The 18,669-nt window shown below is 74.1% G+C and carries 16 protein-coding genes; 5 read left to right on the forward strand and 11 right to left on the reverse strand.

The window, feature by feature from the left end; translation table 11 throughout:
- Positions 1-12 precede the first annotated feature (12 nt).
- The 4 genes from ABEE00_RS04795 to ABEE00_RS04810 form a co-directional block, all read right to left on the reverse strand.
- Positions 13-894, reverse strand: coding sequence for a glycosyltransferase family 2 protein (locus ABEE00_RS04795; protein ID WP_345743954.1), 882 nt, complete (start codon positions 892-894; stop codon positions 13-15).
- 164 nt (positions 895-1,058) lie between these two features.
- Complete coding sequence (locus ABEE00_RS04800; protein ID WP_345743955.1) at positions 1,059-1,937, reverse strand: HTD2 family dehydratase; 879 nt, start codon at positions 1,935-1,937, stop codon at positions 1,059-1,061.
- Positions 1,938-1,991: 54 nt separating this feature from the next.
- A complete protein-coding gene (locus ABEE00_RS04805) occupies positions 1,992-2,795 on the reverse strand; it encodes an alpha/beta fold hydrolase (RefSeq protein ID WP_345743956.1) in 804 nt (267 codons plus the stop codon).
- A 109-nt stretch (positions 2,796-2,904) separates the two neighbouring features.
- Positions 2,905-3,927 (reverse strand): LysR family transcriptional regulator, encoded by a 1,023-nt coding sequence (locus tag ABEE00_RS04810; protein ID WP_345743957.1) that lies wholly within the window; start codon positions 3,925-3,927, stop codon positions 2,905-2,907.
- Between the two features lie 220 nt (positions 3,928-4,147).
- Here ABEE00_RS04810 and ABEE00_RS04815 point away from each other — a divergent pair, with 220 nt between their 5' ends.
- Both ABEE00_RS04815 and ABEE00_RS04820 read left to right on the forward strand, forming a co-directional pair.
- Positions 4,148-5,344, forward strand: coding sequence for a CaiB/BaiF CoA transferase family protein (locus ABEE00_RS04815; protein ID WP_345743958.1), 1,197 nt, complete (start codon positions 4,148-4,150; stop codon positions 5,342-5,344).
- Positions 5,341-6,507 carry an acyl-CoA dehydrogenase family protein gene (locus tag ABEE00_RS04820; RefSeq protein ID WP_345743959.1) on the forward strand — a complete coding sequence of 389 codons (1,167 nt, stop codon included), beginning with the start codon at positions 5,341-5,343 and terminating at the stop codon, positions 6,505-6,507. Before ABEE00_RS04815 ends, ABEE00_RS04820 begins: the two co-directional genes overlap by 4 nt.
- Positions 6,508-6,585: 78 nt before the next feature.
- Here ABEE00_RS04820 and ABEE00_RS04825 read toward each other — a convergent pair whose 3' ends face one another.
- From ABEE00_RS04825 to ABEE00_RS04840, 4 genes are all read right to left on the reverse strand, one after another.
- Positions 6,586-8,118 (reverse strand): AMP-binding protein, encoded by a 1,533-nt coding sequence (locus tag ABEE00_RS04825; RefSeq protein ID WP_345743960.1) that lies wholly within the window; start codon positions 8,116-8,118, stop codon positions 6,586-6,588.
- 329 nt (positions 8,119-8,447) lie between these two features.
- Positions 8,448-9,422: an SDR family NAD(P)-dependent oxidoreductase gene (locus ABEE00_RS04830; RefSeq protein WP_345743961.1), complete on the reverse strand. Its 975-nt coding sequence runs from the start codon at positions 9,420-9,422 to the stop codon at positions 8,448-8,450.
- Positions 9,423-9,569: 147 nt separating this feature from the next.
- A complete protein-coding gene (locus ABEE00_RS04835; protein ID WP_345743962.1) occupies positions 9,570-10,190 on the reverse strand; it encodes a LysE family translocator in 621 nt (206 codons plus the stop codon).
- 151 nt (positions 10,191-10,341) lie between these two features.
- On the reverse strand, positions 10,342-11,559 hold the full coding sequence (locus ABEE00_RS04840; RefSeq protein WP_345743963.1) for a pyridoxal-phosphate dependent enzyme: 1,218 nt from the start codon (positions 11,557-11,559) through the stop codon (positions 10,342-10,344).
- A 154-nt stretch (positions 11,560-11,713) separates the two neighbouring features.
- On the opposite strand from ABEE00_RS04840, the gene ABEE00_RS04845 reads away from it, so the two are divergent.
- Both ABEE00_RS04845 and ABEE00_RS04850 read left to right on the forward strand, forming a co-directional pair.
- A complete protein-coding gene (locus tag ABEE00_RS04845; protein WP_345743964.1) occupies positions 11,714-12,634 on the forward strand; it encodes a LysR family transcriptional regulator in 921 nt (306 codons plus the stop codon).
- Between the two features lie 75 nt (positions 12,635-12,709).
- The gene (locus tag ABEE00_RS04850; RefSeq protein ID WP_345743965.1) at positions 12,710-13,654 is read left to right on the forward strand and encodes a quinone oxidoreductase family protein; all 945 of its coding nucleotides are present in this window, start codon (positions 12,710-12,712) and stop codon (positions 13,652-13,654) included.
- 6 nt (positions 13,655-13,660) lie between these two features.
- Here the strand turns inward: ABEE00_RS04850 and ABEE00_RS04855 are convergent, their stop codons facing one another.
- Positions 13,661-14,635 (reverse strand): LysR family transcriptional regulator, encoded by a 975-nt coding sequence (locus ABEE00_RS04855; RefSeq protein ID WP_345743966.1) that lies wholly within the window; start codon positions 14,633-14,635, stop codon positions 13,661-13,663.
- 71 nt (positions 14,636-14,706) lie between these two features.
- Between ABEE00_RS04855 and ABEE00_RS04860 the strand changes: the two genes are divergently transcribed.
- Positions 14,707-15,603 carry a dihydrodipicolinate synthase family protein gene (locus ABEE00_RS04860; RefSeq protein ID WP_345743967.1) on the forward strand — a complete coding sequence of 299 codons (897 nt, stop codon included), beginning with the start codon at positions 14,707-14,709 and terminating at the stop codon, positions 15,601-15,603.
- 120 nt (positions 15,604-15,723) lie between these two features.
- On the opposite strand, the gene ABEE00_RS04865 is transcribed toward ABEE00_RS04860, so the two are convergent.
- Positions 15,724-16,992, reverse strand: coding sequence for an NAD(P)/FAD-dependent oxidoreductase (locus ABEE00_RS04865; RefSeq protein WP_345743968.1), 1,269 nt, complete (start codon positions 16,990-16,992; stop codon positions 15,724-15,726).
- Complete coding sequence (locus ABEE00_RS04870) at positions 16,989-18,575, reverse strand: NAD(P)/FAD-dependent oxidoreductase (RefSeq protein WP_345743969.1); 1,587 nt, start codon at positions 18,573-18,575, stop codon at positions 16,989-16,991. Before ABEE00_RS04870 ends, ABEE00_RS04865 begins: the two co-directional genes overlap by 4 nt.
- Positions 18,576-18,669: the final 94 nt, after the last annotated feature.

Below are 18,669 nucleotides of genomic sequence, written 5' to 3' on the forward strand. Positions count from 1 at the left end.
CCCGCCCCCCGTTCACAGCACCGGCGGGCGGCCCAGGCGGGTCATGCGCCATACCGTGCCCCAGCTCATCGGCCTGCGCGGGCCGCACGGCGTGCGGACGCCCTCGGTGAAGCCGCCCCACCAGGCGCGCAGGGCGCCCCAGGAGCGCACCCTCGTCATCATGAGCAGGGTCCACACGCCCAGGTGCACGGGGATCAGGGCGGCGGGGAGGCGGCGCCGGGCCAGCCAGACGCGGTTGCGGGCGGTGAAGCGGTAGTAGACCGCGTGCCGTGCGGGCGACGTCCTGGGGTGCTGGAGCACGAGCTCGGGCTCATACAGGATCTTCCAGCCGCCGTCGAGCGCACGCCAGGCGAGGTCGGACTCCTCGTGCCCGAAGAAGAACTCCCCGGCCCACAGCCCGGTCTCCCGCAGCATCGGCATCGAGAACGCGTGCCCGCCCCCGAGGAAGGCGGTCACCGGCCCGCGGCGCATCGGGTCGTCGGCGCGCAGCCGCGGCACCCAGCGCCGCTCGGTGTGCCCGTGCTCGTCGGCGACGCGGAAGCCGACGATCCCCAGCCGCGGGTCGGCCGCGAACAGCGCCCGCACCCTGCGGAACACGTCGTCGGCGATCAGCAGCCCGTCGTCGTCCAGCTCGACGACGACGTCGACCTCGCCGGACTCGCGCAGCATCTCCAGGCCCACGTTCCGGCCGCCCGGGCAGCCGAGGTTGTCCTCCAGCGGCACCTTGGTCACGTGCTCGGGGACCTCCGCCTCGGTGAGCGGCGTCCCGTTCCCGACCAGCACCACTCTCGTCGGGGGCACGTCCTGCTTCTCGATCGAGGCGAGCAGGGCCTCCAGCTCTCTCGGACGGTTGCCCATCGTCACCAGGACGACTCCGAGACGCGGCAAGGGCATGACGGCGAACTCCACGGGTCGGTCGGCGGAGGGGCCGATGCTATCTGCGAAGGACATAAAGGGGCGCTAATGATCCGCCCGGCCCATGCCGGCGGCGGCGTGTCCCGCGGCATGGGGTGGGTGTCAGGCAGGCATCGAGGCGGCGTCGGGTCGGCGTCCCGGCGTCAGGCGAAGGCGACCTCCGCCGTGGCGTGTCGGGGATCGCGGTGGCCGGCGACGTGGAGCCCGGCCGTCTCGCCGTCGGCGGAGGGCGTGCCGCAGGCCAGCAGGTGCTCGCCGGTGAAGAGCGGCGCGCGCAGCCGGTAGGAGAGGGAACGGACGCGGCGCCCGGGCGTGTTGCGGCGCGGCAGCTCCAGCATCAGGAGCGCCAGCAGCGGGCCGTGGACGACGAGGCCGGGGTAGCCCTCCTCGTTCCGCACATAGGGGTCGTCGTAATGGATGCGGTGGGCGTTCGCGGTGAGGGCGCTGAAGCGGAACAGCAGCGTCGGGTCCGGCCGGAGCGGGAGCTGCCACGGGGCGTCGGAGCGCGGTACGGCGTCCGCTTCCGGGGTGAGGTCGCCGTGCCGCGCCCCGGACCGGCCCGAGCGGTACACGTTGTCCTGCTCCTCGACCACACAGGTGCGCCCGCGCTGGCTGAACTCCCGCCGCACGGTGACGAACAGCATCTCCCCCGACCGGCCCCGCTTCGCGCGTACAGGACCGAGGCTGCTCACGCACTCCGCCGGCTCGCCGAGCACCAGCGGTTCGGCGATCTCGCAGCGGCCGCCGGCCCACATGCGCTGCCGGTCAGGGACGGGCGGCAGGAAGCGGCCGCCCGACGGGTGCCCGTCGGGGCCGAGTTCGCTCTGTGCGGGCCAGGAGAGGAAGTAGAGCCACTGCCACAGCGGAGGCAGCGGGTCGCCGGAAGCGGCGGCGGGTTCCGGCAGGTCCAGGCCGGCGGACAGGGCCGCGACCGGGGCGGGGGAGAGGTCGTCCGCGTCCCGGAGCGGCTCGGGATTCCAGGACTCCACGTACGAGGAGAGCGAGTCGGAGGTGGGATGCATGGCGCCTCCAAGGGGATGCGGGCTGCGCTGGCGGATCAGTGGGCCTCGGCAGGGTTACGGGGCCTCGTCGAGGAACGTGGTGACCAGGGCGCTCGCCTCCTCCCTGCACTCGTGGAAGTACGCGTGCCGCGCGCCGGGGAAGAGGTGGACCCGGGCGTCCGGGATGCGCGCGGCCAGCAGCTCCGCGTTGTCGCTCGGGTTGAGCCTGTCCTGGTCGCCGTGCAGGACCAGCGTCGGCGCCGCGATGGTGGGCAGCGCCTCCCACGCGTCGTGCCCGGCGCTCGCGCGCAGGTGGCCGCGGCGCGCGTGCGGCGGCATGTCCGGATCACCCAGGGTCGGATAGGGGCCGCGGTGCGCGGCGCGCCAGGCGGGCGTGTACATCAGGTCCGTCAGCGCCTCCCGGGCGGCCAGGGCGTCGGGTTGAGCCAGGGCCCGGCGTACGGAGGCGTCGCGCTCGACCGCGTACGGGCCGCCGGGCGAGGTGCAGCCCAGCACCAGGCGGCGCACCCTCCCGGGGTGCAGCGCCGCGAGCCACTGCGCGACGCGGCCGCCCATCGAGGTGCCGTACACATCGGCCCGCTCGATCCCGAGATGGTCGAGCACATCGACCACGTCCTGCGCGAACTCCCGCGTGGAGTAGCCCTCCTGGGGCTTGCCGCTCGCCCCCGTACCGCGGGCGTCGAGGGTGAGGGTGGAGCGGGCGGCGTGGAAGTCCTCGCGCACGGGGTCCCACCAGTGGTGGTCGTTGGCCTGCCCGGCGAGGAGGACGAGGGGCGGTCCCGAGCCCGCGTGCTGGTAGGCGAGGGCCGTGCCGTCCTGGGCGTGGGCGAGGGTGTGCGGTCCGGCGGCGTACGTCATCGGGTCCTCTCCGGTGCTGGGCTGTTCGGGGTGCGGGGCCGGTGCGGGGCCGGTGCGGGTCCGGTGTCGGCCGTGCCGGTCTCACGGAGCCGGTCTCACGGAGCCGGGCTCACGGGGCCGGATTCACGCTGCTCGGCTCCGGCGCTGGCTGCGGCTGCGGCCCAGGCTTCGGCTCCGGGTGCTGCTCCGGCGTCGTCGGCTCCTGGTCCGGCTGCTGGGCCGAGGGCCATCTGCCGTCCGCTATGGCCGCGTTGACCTGCCGGATCACCTCGTGGGCCACCACCTCCACCGCGGGCGGTGTGCGCGCGGCGCGCGGCGTGGCGAGGACGACCGAGCGCCACACCTCGGGCTCGCACAGCGGGGCCGCGCTGAGCGTGCCGTCGGTGAGGTCCTCGGTGATGCCGAGCCCCGGCAGGACCGTCCAGCCGTGCCCGGCGGCGACGAGCTGCTTCTGCAGGTGCAGCGCGTTGGTCTGCACGCTCACCCGCAGCCGCGCCCCGGCCCGTACGGCGGTGGAGTCGATCAGCGCGCGCAGCCCGTGTCCTGACGAGGGCATCACCAGCGGATGCGCTGCCGTCTCGGCGAAGGTGACGGGGCGTTCGGGCCGCAGCCCGGCCGCGGCGGGAGCGACCGCCCACAGGTGCTCGCGGGCGAGCGGGCGCGCGTTGAGCGAGGGCGTGCTGTCCAGGTCGTACAGCAGCGAGAGGTCCAGGTCGCCGTCGTCCAGCCACTTCTGGAGGTGTCCCGAATAGGCGGTCATGAGCCGCAGGTCGATGTCCGGGTGGTCGCGCGCGAGGGCCGAGACCAGGGGCTCGGCGAGCAGGTCCGTCGCGCTCTCCAGGAGTCCGATGGTGACGATGCCGCCGACCGTGCCCGGCGCCGGCTGCACCTCGGCGCGTGCGCGCTCCAGCTCGTTGAGCGCTCGCCTGGCGCGGTCGACCAGCACCGTTCCGGCCTCGGTGAGCTGCATGCCGTGCCGGGTGCGGTCGAAGAGCACGGCGCCCAGCTCCTGTTCGAGGGTGCGGATCTGCCGGGTGACGGCGGGCTGCACCACGTGCAGTACGGCGGCCGCGCGGGTGACGCTGCCGACCTCCGCGACCGTCACCAGGGCCTTGAGCTGCTTGACGTCCAACAGGGTCCCCTTTCCCCGTCGTCTTCCCGTTCCCCCGCGGCGGTCACTCGCGGGCACCCGGCGCGATCGGTCGTCCGCGCCCGGGCGTTCCTGGGCCGCTCCCACGTGATCACGCATCCACGCCGCGCATGGAGAAATCACGGATTGCTATTTCCCGCACGCGGTCATGAATGTTCATGATGCTACTCCCGCCGATCAGGCTCCTCACGGAGGTCGTCGCATGACCGAATCCGCCCGAGAACTGCCGCTTTCCGGCATCACCGTCGTCAGCGTCGAGCAGGCCGTCGCCGCCCCGTACGCCACCCGCCAGCTCGCCGATCTGGGCGCGCGCGTCATCAAGGTCGAGCGCCCGGGGGCCGGTGACTTCGCCCGCCGCTACGACACCACCGTGCACGGCGAGTCCAGCTATTTCGTATGGCTCAACCGCTCCAAGGAATCCCTCACCCTGGACCTCAAGGACGCGCGTGGCCGGGATGTGCTGGAGCAACTGCTGGGCCGCGCAGACGTGTTCGTGCAGAACCTCGCGCCGGGTGCCGCCGACCGCCTCGGCCTCGGCGCCGCTGCGCTCTCCGCGCGGCACCCGGACCTCATCCCGTGCACCGTCACCGGTTTCGGCTCCAGCGGTCCCTGGGCCCACCGCAAGGCGTACGACCTGCTCGTGCAGTGCCAGACGGGACTGGTCTCGCTGACCGGGAACGAGCACGGGGCCGCGCGCGCCGGGGTCTCGGTCGCCGACATCGCGGCCGGGATGTACGCGTACTCGGGCGTGCTCACGGCGCTGTTCACCCGCGCGACGACCGGGGTGGCGCGCGCGGTCGAGGTCTCGCTGTTCGAGGCGCTGGCCGAGTGGATGGGGCAGCCCGCCTACTACACGGCGCACTCCGGCACCCAGCCGCCGCGCATCGGGACCCAGCACGCCACGATCGCCCCGTACGGCGCGTATACCGCGGCCGACGGCAAGGACATCCTGTTCTCCATCCAGAACGAGCGCGAATGGGCGTCGCTGTGCGCGGAGTTCCTGGGCCGTCCGGAAGTGGCGGACGATCCTCGGTTCGCGACCGGTTCGGACCGGGTGGCGCACAGGGACGAGCTCAACGCGGTGCTCGCCGAACGCTTCGGCGAGCTGGACAGCGAGGAGGCGGCGCGGCTCCTGGGCGCGGCGGGCGTCGCCAACGCCGGGGTGAACGACGTACGGGAATTCCTCGACCACCCCGTGCTGGCCGCGCGCGGCCGCTGGCGCGACGTGGACATCCCCGGCGCCCGCGTCCCCGCGCTGCTGCCCCCGGTCGACCTGGCCGGAACGAGCCCGCGCATGGACCCCGTACCGGCGGTCGGCGAGCACACCGGGCGGATCCTGGCCGAACTGGGGCACGGCGCGGGCGAGATCGAAGAACTGCGGAAGGAGAAGGTCGTATGAGCACGCTGGACGCGCTGAGCGAGGAGGAGCGGTTCGCCGTCCGTACGGTGCGCGAGTTCGTCGACCGCGACGTGCGGCCCGTCGTGCGGGAACTGGAGCACGCCGACGCCTACCCCGAGGCGCAGATCGAGCAGATGAAGCGGCTCGGGATCTTCGGGCTCGCGGTGCCGGAGGAGTACGGCGGCACCCCGGTCTCCACGCCTTGCTACGTCCTGATCACCGAGGAGCTCGCGCGCGGCTGGATGAGCCTGGCCGGGGCGATGGGCGGGCACACCGTCGTGGCCAAGCTGCTGGTCCACTTCGGTACCGAGGAGCAGAGGCGCCACTACCTTCCCCGGATGGCCTCCGGCGCACTCCGCGCCACCATGGCCCTCACCGAGCCGGAAGGCGGCTCCGACCTGCAGGCCCTGCGTACGACGGCACGCCGCGAGGGCGAGGAGTACGTGGTCGACGGCGCGAAGACGTGGATCACCAACTCCCGGCGCTCCGGCCTGATCGCGCTGCTCTGCAAGACCGACCCGGACGCGGAGCCCGCGCACCGGGGCATCTCCGTCCTGCTGGTCGAGCACGGCCCCGGGCTGACCGTCTCCCGCGATCTGTCCAAGCTCGGCTACAAGGGCGTGGAGAGCTGCGAGCTGGCCTTCGAGGGGTACCGGGCGCCGGCCGAAGCGCTGCTCGGCGGTGCGGAGGGCAGGGGCTTCGGCCAGATGATGAAGGGGCTGGAGACCGGCCGGCTCCAGGTCGCGGCGCGCGCGTTGGGGGTCGGGCGCGCGGCGCTGGAGGACGCGCTCGCCTACGCCCAGGAGCGCGAGTCCTTCGGCAAGCCCATCTGGAAACACCAGTCGATCGGCAACTACCTCGCCGACATGGCCACCTCGCTCACCGCCGCGCGCCAGCTCACCCTGCACGCCGCGCGCGAGGCCGAGGCGGGCCGCCGGGTGGACATGGAGGCGGGAATGGCCAAGCTCTTCGCCTCCGAGACCGCGATGGAGATCGCCATGAACGCGGTCCGCATCCACGGGGGTTACGGCTACTCCACGGAGTACGACGTGGAGCGCTACTTCCGGGACGCGCCCCTGATGATCGTCGGCGAGGGCACGAACGAGATCCAGCGCAACGTGATCGCGCAGCAGCTCGTGAAGCGGGGAGGGCTGGAGGCGTGAACGGGCCGGGGCCGCGGGTTGCCCACACGGCGCCGCTCCGCCCGGGAACGGGCCCCGTGCTGATCCGCGAGGCGGGCCCTAGCCCAGCCTCGTACGCAGCAGCTCGGTATCCGGCTTGCCCGCTGATGTCAGGGGCAGTTCGGGGAGTACGTGGAGGGCGGTGGGGGCGTAGAGGGCGCCCTTGGTTTCGGTGACGAAGGCGCGCAGGTCGTCGAGGGCGGGGGTGTGGCCGGCGCGGGGGACGACGGCCGCGTGGACGTGTTCGGTCTCGTCGGCGTCGCGCACGCCGAAGACGGCGGCCTGGGCCACGGCGGGATGAGACAGCAGCAGTTCCTCCACCTCGGTGGGGTGCACGTGTCCGCCGACCACGATGATGACGTCGCTGCGGCGTCCGACGACGAACAGATAGCCGTCCGCGTCGAGATGGCCGAGGTCCCCGGTGTGCAGCCAGCCGTCGCGCAGCACCTCGGCGGTGAGGTCGGGCCGCTTCCAGTAGCCGGACATCACGAACGGCGCGCGCACCTGGATCTCGCCCTCCTCGCCGGGCGGCAGCGTCCTGCCCCGCGCGTCGCGGATGGCGACCTCGACCCCGGGGATGGGGCGCCCGACGGTCACGCGGCCGCCGTGCCCGGTGATGTGGTGCTCGTGCGGTGCGGCCTCGGCGATCGCGGGGACCTCGCTCTGCGCGTACCACCCGTACAGGATCGGCCCGAACACCTCGGCGGCCTGGCGCAGCCGCGCGGCCGAGGCCGGTGCGCCGCCGTACGTGATCCGGCCGAGGCTCGAGAAGTCGGTCGTGGACACCTCGGGATGGTCGAGGAGCCGGTGCAGGAGCGGCGGCAGCACCCACAGGTGCGTGATGCGCTCGCGCGCGAGGGCCGCGAGTACGGCGCCCGGATCGAAGGAGCGCTGGAGTACCACCGAACCGCCCCTGATCAGGGCCTTGTCCGTGAGGAAGCCGGAGAGGCGGGCGAGCGGGGTGCAGGCGAGGTAGCGCGGCGGGTCGCCGGTGTCGGCGATGGGGTAGTGCACGCCGCGGAGGTAGTTGCCGTGCGCGCTGGGGATTCCCTTCGGAATGCCGGTGGTTCCGCCCGTGTGCTGGATGGTGAGGGGGCTGTCCGGGCCGGCGGGTGAGGCGAAGGGGCGGGGCTCGCGCTGCTCGGAGGCGGTCAGCACGTCCTCGCCGTACGCGCCGGGGTCCAGCCCGAGGACGGCCGGGTCGCCGGGCAGCGGGAGCAGCTTTCCGGCCTCCGCGTACCGCGTCGCGTCGGTCAGTACGAGCGCGGTCTCCACGCTCTCCGCGATCCGCGCGAGCACGGAGGGCGCCATGCCCTCGTAGAGGTGGACGATCCGGGCGCCCGCGTGGTGCGCGGCGTAGCGGGCGACGAGGGCTTCGGGCGTGTTGCCGGTCAGCAGGGAGACGGTCGTGCCGGGACCGAAGCCGCGTTCGGCCAGCTCGGCCGCCAACCGGTAGATGGCGTCGCGCAGTTGACCCGCGTCGAGCCGCCGCCCGTCCTCGTCCGTGACGACCGGCCTGCCGGGATCGGCCGACAGCGCGTCGAGCAGCGCCGTGGTGTAGCTGACGAACGCGGGGGAGTGGCCGTCGGTCATGCGGTGCTCTCCAACTGTCCGGCGCGGGCGGGGCGTTGTGCGATGGTTCCCCGCCCGGGAGGTTTCCAGGACTCTCCAGGATGCCGGGTGGGGAGGCCCTGCGGGGCGCGCGTACGGGGGTTTCGGGCCGGCGGCCGTTGTTGGCGAGGTACGGCCTGTCGCCGGTGACCAGCCGGCCGACCCGCTCCGCAGGAAGTACGTGGCCGAGGCCGAGGACCCCAGGGCGGTCGCCGACGCGGTGGAGCCGTTGGTGACGTGGTGCGGCGGTCGCGTGGTGAGGCGGTCGGGCGGAGCCGGTGATGTGGTGAGCCGGTCATGTGGTGCGTCGGTTACGTGGGGACGCGCGGGCTCTCCGGTGAGTCCACGACCGCCAGCGCGCAGCTCGCCTCCCACAGCCGCGCAGCGATGCCGGGGTTGTCGCTGCTGCCGGTCCCGGCCCCGGTGAAGGGGGGCCAGGGCGGTTCGAGGCGGGGCTCGCCGCGGAGGCCGAAGACGCGCGGGCCCCACAACTGCCCTCCGCGTACGGCCGGATCGAGCACCGCGCGTACCGCCGGCCACGCGCCCGCGTGCTTGCCCTGGAGGAGAAGGGCGGCGGGCGCCGCTCCCCACCGCGCGCCGGCGGTCCGCACATGGACCGGCGGCCGCGACGGGGTGAGGGAGTCCAGCGCGCCGCCGGGGTGGACCACCACGCTCGACACGGTGCTGCCGGCGGCGCGCAGGCGGCGGTCGAGTTCGAAGCCGAAGTGCATCTGCGCCAGCTTGGAGCGCCCGTAGGCGCGCTTCGGCCGGTAGTCCTCGCGGGACTGGAGGTCGTCCAGGTCGAGCCGTTCCGACTTCGCCGCGAAGCTGCCCACGGTCACGACGCGGGCCGCCGGCGCCGCCGTGAGCAGCGGCATCAGCCACCGGGTCAGCGCGAAGTGCCCGAGGTGGTTCGTGCCGAACATGAGCTCGTGGCCGTCGCGCGTCTCCTCGCGCGGCGGATCGTCCCGCGCGACGCCGGCGTTGTGGACCACCGCGTCGAGGCGTTCCACGCCCATGTCCCGCACCGCGGCGGGGAGCGACGCGAGGTCGGCGAGGTCCAGCCGCACGGACCGTACGCGCGCACCGGCGACGCGCGCCCGTATCGACGCCGTGGCGGCCTCGGCCTTCGCGGGATCACGGCTGCCGAGGACGACGGTCGCCCCGCTCGCCGCAAGCTGCTCGGCGACGAAGTGGCCGATCCCGGCATTGCCGCCGGTGACGAGGAAGATCTGGCCCTCGGCGCGCGGCGGCCGGTGGACGTTCCAGGGTGGGGTGGACGGCATGTGACGGGACTCCCTCGGTGGAGACGGTTGCCGCTGCTCGCCGGGCAACTCCGCGCCCACCGTGCCAGCAGCCACCGACACCTCACCTATGGATCACCGACAGGGCCGGGGGAGCCTTGTGCGGGGTGGTGGCGAGGGACCGGCGCCTCACCCCGACGTCGTGGCCACGACCAGCCCGAAGCCGATCAGTACGACGCCGGTGACCCGCCCCAGCACGCGGCGCACCCCCGGCCTCTCCAGGAACCTCCGCGCCCGCGACAGCAGCAGCACATAACCGCCCAACCAGGCCATCGTCAGGGCGACATGGAGCAGTACCAGCATCGCCATGCCCCAGGCCGCGGGGACTCCGGCGGGAGCGAGCGTGGGCAGCAGGCCGGTGTAGAAGACCGCGATCTTCGGGTTGAGGAGGTTGCTGATCAGGCCCGTGCGCCAGGGGTTCCCGGTGACGGGCGGCTCCTCGGCGGGGGCGTCGGCGGCGCCCGTACGGCGGTTCTGCCAGAGCGCCTGCGCGCCCAGGAAGACCAGATAGGCGGCGCCGAGGTACTTCACCACCAGATGCGCGGCGGGCGAGGCCGCGAGCAGGGCGGCGAGCCCCGCCGCGGTGAGCCCGCCCCACACGAGCAGCCCGGCCGTGATGCCGCCGGCGGTGCGCAGCCCGTCGCCGGGGCCGGCGGCGACGGCACGGCGGGTGACCACGGCCATGTCGGGGCCGGGGATGACGGTGAGCAGACCGAGCACGGCGGTGGCGGCCACGAGAGAGGTCAGCATGCGGCCGCCCCGATCGCCGGGCGCGGGCGGGATATCGACAGGTGCAGCACGAGGATCTTTCGGGTTTCGCGTGGTGGTGGACGTAGGTGGTCGTACGTGGATGTACGTGGTCGGCGCGGGCGTACGAGGGGCGAGGGGTGCCCGTTCCTGGTCAGCGTTCGCCGGCGTGGTGGCCGGAGCCCACGTCGGCTCCGGGGCCGGCGCCCGGGTTGGCGTCCGCGCCCTCGGTGCTGAGGAGGACGGCGACCGACCCGGGGCCCAGGCCCAGTTGGCCGCGGCGTTCCCCGGCGCCGGGCCCGGTGAGCGCGGCGCGCAGTCCGGCCAGCGGCGCGGCGCCGCAGGGTCCCGGGGAGACGCCGAGCGCCGCGAGGTCACCGGCCGCGCGGGCCGCGGCCCCGTCGGTGACCGCGACCGCCGCGTCCAGCCCGCCGCGCAGGTGGGGCCAGGCCGTGGCGGATGGCGTGCCGCAGTTCAGCCCCGCCATGGCGGTCTCGCCCGTGGTGACGCTGACGCGCTCCCCGCGTACCAGGCTCTCCAGCACGCAGGCCGCTGACTCAGGCTCGACGGACAACAGGGCGGGGGCGGAATCCTTCGGCGCGGGCTCCGACGGTTCGCCGGGGTAGTGCGTGTCGCTGCGGTAGCGGGTCTCGCCGCGGTAGCGGGACGCGCTGCGGTAGTGCGTGACGACGGCCTGGGACAGCGAACCCACGCCCACCGGTACGGCCACCAGCCCGGGAGCGGAGGCCCCGGCCGCGGCGAGCTGTTCGTCGAGCTCGGCGCAGAGGGTGGAGTATCCCTCCACGATCCAGCCGGGGACCGTCTCGTACCCCGGCCACCCCGCGTCCTGGATCAGCAGCGCGTCCGGCGCCCCGGCCGCCTCGGCCGCGCGGGCCACCGCCTCGTCGTACGGGCCCGGCACCCTGCTGAGCTCCGCGCCCTCCGCCGCGATGGCCCGCACCGCCTCCTCCGGGACGCCCCGCGGAACGAAGACGTGCGCGCGCTGCCCCAGCAGCCGCGCCATCCGGGCCACCGCCCGCCCGTGGTTCCCGTCGGTGGCGCTGATCAGGGTGCACGGCCCCGTACGAGAGCCACGGTCCCGCTCGTCCAGCGCGCGGTGCACCGCCCAGGAGGCGCCCAGCGCCTTGAAGGCGGGCAGGCCCAGGCGCGCCGACTCGTCCTTCACGAAGACGCGGCCGAGCCCCAACTCCGTGGCCAGCGAGGGCAGTTCGGTGAGCGGGGTCGGCGCGTAGCCGGGCAGGGAGGCGTGGAAGCCGCGCACACCGGAGGAGTGCGGCGGGCAGCGCCAGGACCGCGCGGCGGGGCGCGCGTACCACGGGGGCGCTGCGGTGGAGGGGGCGTCGTCGTGCACCCCTCCAGACTGCTGTCACCACCTCCGATCGGTCCAGCGAATCTTTTCGACCTATATTCATCAGCGGAACCGAAGGATGCACTGACGCGATCCACCCGCCGCGATCCGTGACCCGTGACCCGTGACCCGTGGCCGACCGAAGCGAGCCCGCCCGATGTACGACCTGCACCGCCTCCGCCTCCTGCGCGAGCTCAAGCACCGCGGCACCCTCGCCGCCGTCGCCTCCGCGCTCTCCTACAGCCCCTCGTCCGTCTCCCAGCAGCTCTCCCAACTGGAGTCCGAGGCCGGGGTGCCGCTGCTGGAACCGGTCGGCCGCCGCGTACGGCTCACCACCCAGGCGGAGATCCTGGTCGCGCACACCGAGGCGGTGCTGGAGCGCCTGGAACAGGCCGAGGCCGACATCGCCACCTCCCTCACCGAACTGACGGGAACGCTGCGCCTCGCCTCCTTCCAGACGGCCGCGCTGACCCTGGTGCCCCCGGCGCTGACGCTGCTCCGCGAGCTGCACCCGGGCCTGCGCGTCCACATGACGCAGCTCCCTCCCGAGACCGCGCTGCCCGCGCTCCAGGCGCGCGACTTCGACCTCGTACTGGCCGAGGAGTATCCGGACAACCCCAACCCGCGCCCCTCAGGCACCGAGCAGGAAGACCTCCTCGACGACCCGCTCCACCTCGCGGTGCCCGATACCGCCGCCGCGCGCCGGGGCGGCCCGACGGCCGTGCTGCGCGGGCTCGCCGAGCACCCCTGGGCGCTGGAGCCCGAGGGGACGGCCGCCCGGCACTGGGCCATGACGCTGTGCCGCACGGCGGGGTTCGAGCCGGACGTACGGTTCGAGACCACCGACCTGCTGCTCCAGCTCCGGCTGGTCGAACAGGGCCACGCCGCCGCCCTCCTCCCCGACCTCGTATGGAACGGCCGGCCTCCCGCCGTGACCCTCCACCCCCTGCCCCGGGGCCACCGCGCCCGCCGCATCTTCACCGCCGTACGCCGGGGCCACGGCGACCACGCGGCGATCAGGGCGATGCGGGCGGCGCTCGCGCAGGTGGTGGGGGAGGGGCTGGGGCGTGCGGGCTGAGCGGCTCGTGTGGCCTGGGCGTACGGTGGCGGCGGTTCATGGTGCAGAAGGTGCTCGTGAGGAGAGGGTTGTGCGATGAAGAGTGCTCGGGTTCGGGCCTGGGACGGCGGCGTCGAGGTCGAGGACGTGGCGGAGCCCGTCGCGGGGGACGGCGAGGCCGTGGTGCGGGTGGAGGCCGCTGCGGTGAGCCACCTCGATCTGACGGTGATGACGGGGGAGTTCGCGTACAAGCCGAGCCTCCCGTTCACTCCGGGGACCTCCGGCGTGGGCACCGTCGTCGCGGGCGATGACGCGTGGCGCGGGCGGCGGGTGCTGGTCCGCGGGGGAGGGGCCGGTCTCGAAAGGGACGGTACGTGGGCCGAGCAGGTCGCCGTTCCCGTCGACGCTCTGCGCGAGATCCCGGCCGAGCTGGAGCCCGCCCTGGCCGCCACCTGCTCTTCGGCGCTGACCACCGGGTGGGCGTCGGTCGAGGTGGTGGGGCAGGTGCGGAGCGGCGAACGCGTCGTGGTGACCGGTGCGTCGGGGGCCGTCGGCTCGCTGTGCGTACAGCTCGCCGCGCGTGCGGGGGCGCGGGTCACGGCCGTGGTGAGCCGCGAGGAGCGGGTGGCCGCCGTGCCGGAGGGCGCCGACGAGGTCCTGGCCGGGTGGGGCGAGGAGACCGTGCGCCGGATCGCCGATTCGGGCGGCGCCGACGTGCTGCTGGACCCGGTCGGAGGGGACACCGTCCCGGTGTTCCTGCCCGCGCTCAACCCGGGCGCGCGCGCCGTGCTGATCGGCTACACGCGCGGCACCGAGCTCACCCTCGACCTGCCCAACCTCTTCGCGGCCGACGTGAGCCTGCTCCCGGTCAACATGATCCGACGGCACGTACCCGACGACGTCTTCACCGGCCTCCTCGACGACCTGACCACGGGCCGCCTGACCCTCGCCGCACACGCCTGGCCGCTGAGCGGCATCGCGGAGGCGGTCGAGGCGCGGCGGAAGGGGGCCGTGACAGGGACCGCGGCGGTGCTGCCGTAGGGCGTTTCAGGCCGACGGCCTGCCCGCGCCATCGGTCCCGTCGGGCGGTTCGGGCGCGTCCGCACCGCGCTGATCGGCCGAGCACAGGGTGCCGGGGACCGTGGCCCGCAGCGCCGCGGCGGCCGCGGCCACGGCCGGGTGCGTTCCCGCCCCGCTGCGGACGGCGATTCTGGTGTGCCGGTGGATCGGTACGCGGGTGAGCCGCACCGCACCCGGCGGGTCGGCCGCACCGAGCTGCGGCACCAGGGCGACCCCTTGGCCGGACGCCACGAGGTCGAGCACCGTGGCGAAGTCGTCGACCTGGTGGCGGATCCGGGGCCTGAACCCGGCGGCGTGGCAGGCTCGCACGGTCATCGTGTGGCACAGCGTTCCCGGTGTCGCGGTGATCCAGGAGGCGTCCTCGCACCCGCTGATCGTCGGCCCCTCCCGCTCCTCCGCCGGGAGCGCCAGCGCGGCGGTCGCGAGGTACAGCGCCTCCACGCACAGCGGTTCGGTCGTCAGTCCGGGTTCGGCAAGGTACGGCACGAAGTCGTAGTCGTGGATGAGGGCGACGTCCAGTTCGCTCGCGCGCAGCGCGTCGCCCACGGCCGCCGGGTCGACCTCGCGGACCATGGGCTCCAGCTTCGGATGCTCGCGGGCGAGTTCGGCCAGCGCGGCGGGGACGAGGGCGCGGGCCGCGGTGGGGAAGACGCCGATGCGCACCGGGCCGGCGGGGCCTTCGCGGGAGGCGGCGAGGTCGGCAGCGGCCTGTTCCAGGCGTTCGAGCACAGCGGCGGCGTGGTCCACGAGCTGGTGCCCGGCCGGGGTCAGCACCACGCGGCGCCCTGTGCGCTCCAACAGGGGTACTCCCGCTTCGCGTTCGAGGGCGCTGAGCTGTTGGGAGACCGCCGAGGGACTGAAGGCGAGCGCGTCGGCGACGGCGGCGATGGTGCCGCGCAGGGCCAGTTCCCGCAGTAAGCGCAGGCGACGGACATCGAGCATCGGATGAGCTTACGCTCGACGTCGGAAAAGCGAACTGGACCTGCACGATCGTGGCGGCCAGGCTCGTCCGCATGAGGCGAAACAGTTCCCTGGACGGGATACACGTACCGCTCATCACGCCCTTCACCGCCGACGGAACGGTTGCCGGGACAGCGTTGGAGCAGCTCGCGCACTCCATGGTCGACGCGGGCGCCGCGGGTCTGGTGGCGCTCGGCACGACCGGTGAGCCCGCGACGCTGACACCCGAGGAGAAGACCGCGGTCGTCGACGTGTGCGCCCGGGTCTGCCGGGAGCGTGGGGTGGCGCTCACCGTCGGGGCCGGAGGCAATGCCACCTCGCACAGCGTGACCGCCCTGGCGGAGCTGGCACGGTGGCCCGAGGCGGCCTACGCGCTGGTGCCTGTCCCGTACTTCAGCCGGCCGACGCCGGACGGTGTGCTGGCGCACTTCGCCGAGCTGGCGGCCGGCAGCCCGGCCCCGGTGATCGTGTATCACGTTCCGCAGCGCACCGCGCGGCCGCTCGACGCGCTGATCCTGCGGGAGTTGGCGCGAGTGCCCGGGGTGGCCGGAATCAAGTACGCGGTCGGCGGGGTCGATCAGGCGGCGGTGGAACTGCTCGGTGATCTGCCCCCGGACTGCGCGTTGCTGGCGGGGGACGACACGTTCCTCTCGCCGCTGCTGGCCCTCGGGGCGGCAGGGGGCATCACCGCGTCGGCGCACCTGGCTCCGGAGCGATTCGCGGAGCTGGTCACCGCATGGCGCGGTGGGAGCCTGCTCCGGGCGCGGGACCTGGGGCATGCCCTGGCGGCACTGTCGACGGCCGTGTTCGCCGAACCCAACCCCACGGTGATCAAGGGAGTGCTGCACGCCCGGGGCCGCATCCCCACACCGGATGTGCGGCTGCCGCTGCTGCCAGCGGACCGCGCCGCGGTGAACACGGCACTCAAGCGGCTCTCCGACCTGGGCTGAGGGACCGTGGGCCTTTCGCTGAGGCGTTGTTCAGCCCGTTCGCCGAGGTATCGGGAGCTGTGTGGCCCGATCGCTTCCCCAAGCCGTTGTCGGCTGTCGCCCGAGTCGCCGTCCGGCCTCTCAGCCCAAACCGACCCGCACCGGACCGCCCCCCGGCGCAACCTCCTCCAGCACCCGCGCCGGCACCCGGAACACGCGCCCCGGTGCCGCCGGCCACGGCAGGGTCGTACGGGTCAGGAGCCGGCCGTCCTGACGCACCGTCACCCGTGGAAGGCGCACGTACTCGTCCGTCCACAGCAGCAGTCGGTCCCGTGCGGGTGCCGGGTCACGGGGGCGCAGCACCTGGGGTGCGACCCAGCGGAACGGCGGGTCGGCGACGAGGCGTACCCCCTCGGCGGCGGCGCGGTCCGTGCCGCGCAGGTGGGCGAGCACGTGGGCGGCCGCGTGCCTGCCGTCCAGCGCCGCGACGTCCGCGGTGTCCACGGGGTGCAGCAGGTTGCCGACGGCGAAGACGCCGGGGCGGCTGGTGCGCAGCGCCGTGTCGGTGACCGGGCCCAAGGTGCCCTCGTCCAGGGCGATTCCGCCGGTGCGTACGAGTTCGTGGTCGGGAATCCAGTCGCCGGTGAACACCACCGTGTCGCAGGCGAACGTCGCGCGCCTCCCGGTGTCGAGGTGTTCGAGCTCGACGGCCTCGCAGCGGCCGCCCCCGCCGATGATCCGGCTCACCCTGCTGCGCGTGGCGACCGGCACCCGCAGCAGCGTCCGCCCCGCCGCGGTGAAGGCGCCGAAGGACTCGGCGCGGGCGTACCCGCTGACCATGAGCGCGGGCGTGCACCCCGCCTCGCGGAGCGTCAGCGCGGCCGACCAGCTCACCGCCTCCGCGCCGACGACCACCGCGCGCTCGCCCACTGCGCGGCGGTGTACGTGGACGAGGTTCTGCAACTGGCCCGTCGTGTAGACGCCTTGGGGGCGGTCGCCCGGCACGCGCCGTGCCGCGCGCGGACGTTCGCGCGCGCCGGTGGCCAGGACGGTGGCCCCCGGCCTGATCAGATAGCGCCCGTCGGGCCCCGTGACCTCCAGCGTCCGGTCGTCGGCCCAGCCGGTGACCATCGTGCGGGTACGGATCTCCGCCCCGGCCTCGGCTGCGCGGCGTACCAACCGGCGCGCATAGGCGGGCCCGGTCAGCACGCGGCGCAGATCCCGCAGACCGTAACCGGTGTGATGGCTGTGCCGGGGGATGCCGCCCGCCGCGCCCTCGCGGTCCACGACGAGCACGTGCCCGGCGCGGTGCCGGGCAGCCAGCTCGGCCGCCGCGGTCAGCCCCGCCGGGCCCGCGCCGACGACCAGCACGTCGGGGGTCTGGATCGGGAGGGTGGGCTGCGCGCTCATGAACGGTCCTCGGAGGAAGGGGCATCGCGGGATGGGGCTGCGCAGGATGGGGCCTCGCGCCGCGCCGCATCGCCGCAGCCGTCGTACGGGCGGTGCAGGTCGTGGAGTGCCGCGACGGCGGCGCCGCAGTAGAAGCCCTGGCAGCGGCCGTTCATCGCGCGGGTGCGGCGGCGCAGCCCCTCCAGGTTCCGCGCGGGCAGCGGGGCGTGGCAGGCGTCGCGGATCTCGCCCTCGGTGACCCGCTCGCAGAAGCAGACCACGGTGCCGTACGCGGGGTCCTCCGCGATCAACCCGGCGTCCTCGTACGGGCGTCGCGCCGCCTCGCCGAGGTTGGGCATCCGCGGGGGAGGGGCGGTGTCCGGTGCCGGCCGCAGGGGGAGGCCCGCCTCCTCCAGCAGCTCCCGTACGTACTCGGCGACCGCCATCCCCGAGCTGAGCCCCGTGGAGCGGATGCCCGCCGCCAGCACGTAGCGCTGCCCGGGCGTGGCCTCGATGAGGTAGTCGTCGTGTTCGGTGGCCGCGCGCAGACCCGCGTACGAGGCGGTGACCTCCTCCGACAGGAGCCGGGGCATGAGGCGTTCGCCCTTGTCGAGGAGGAAGTCGAAGCCCTCTTCCGAGGTGCCGGTCGCGGTGCGGTCGGTGAGGTTCTCGGCGGTGGGGCCGAGCATGACGTTGCCGTAGATGGTGGGCGAGACGAGCACGCCCTTGCCGCGCGAGGACGGCACGGGCAGCACGATCGTGTCCACCAGCGGGCGTGCCAGCTTGTCGAACACGAACAGTTCGCCCCGGCGCGGGGTGACGGTGAAGCGGTCGTGCCCGAAGAGGCGGTCGATGTGGTCGGCGCCGAGGCCCGCCGCGTTCACGACCCAGCGGGCGCGGACCGCGCCGGCGGTGGTGTGCAGCGTGGTGAGCCCGTCATCCTCGCTGGTGGAGGCTGCCCCGTACGCCTCCCTGCCCTGCGCGACGCCTGTGACCGCGTGGCCCAACAGGATGTCGGCGCCGCGCTGTTGGGCATCGGTGGCCAGGGCCAGATTGGTGGTCCAGGTGCAGATGACGGACTCGTCCGGCACGGTCAGGCCGCCGAGCGCGCCGTCGCCGAGGTCGGGTACGGCGCGGTAGACCTCGGCGGCGTCCACCAGGCGGCAGTGCGGGTACCCGTTCCGCTCGGCCTTCTCCTTGAGCCCCGGCAGCGCGTCCAGCTGCTCCCGGTCCCAGGCGACGAGCAGCGCGCCGGTGCGCTCGACCGGGATGCCGGTCTGCTCCGCGTACGAGGACAGCAGCTCGTAGCCGCGCGCGACCAGCCGGGACTCCAGCGTGCCCGGCTTGGCGTCGAAACCGGTGTGCAGGATCGCGGTGTTGGCCTTGCTGGTGCCGTCGCCCACGTCGTCGCGGGCCTCGAGGAGCGCCACGGAGACCGGGCGGCCGTCCAGCGCCTGGCCCGACAGCTCGCGGGCGATGGCCGCGCCGACGATGCCGCCGCCGATCACGGCGAGGTCGTACGAGGTGACGTCGTACGAGGCGATGTCACGGCCGCCTGCGGGGGCGTGGCCGCCGTCGCGGGCGTGCGGCGCGGAGGCGGGCATGCTGTTCTCCCTCGCGGGGACGGGCCGTCGGCACCGTGTCGGTGACCGAAACTGTGGAAAGCTGACCGTGGATGACTGCTGGCCCCTGGATTGT

Origin of the sequence: Streptomyces odontomachicola, assembly GCF_039605595.1 — a bacterium.
In the GTDB taxonomy this organism is placed as follows: domain Bacteria; phylum Actinomycetota; class Actinomycetes; order Streptomycetales; family Streptomycetaceae; genus Streptomyces.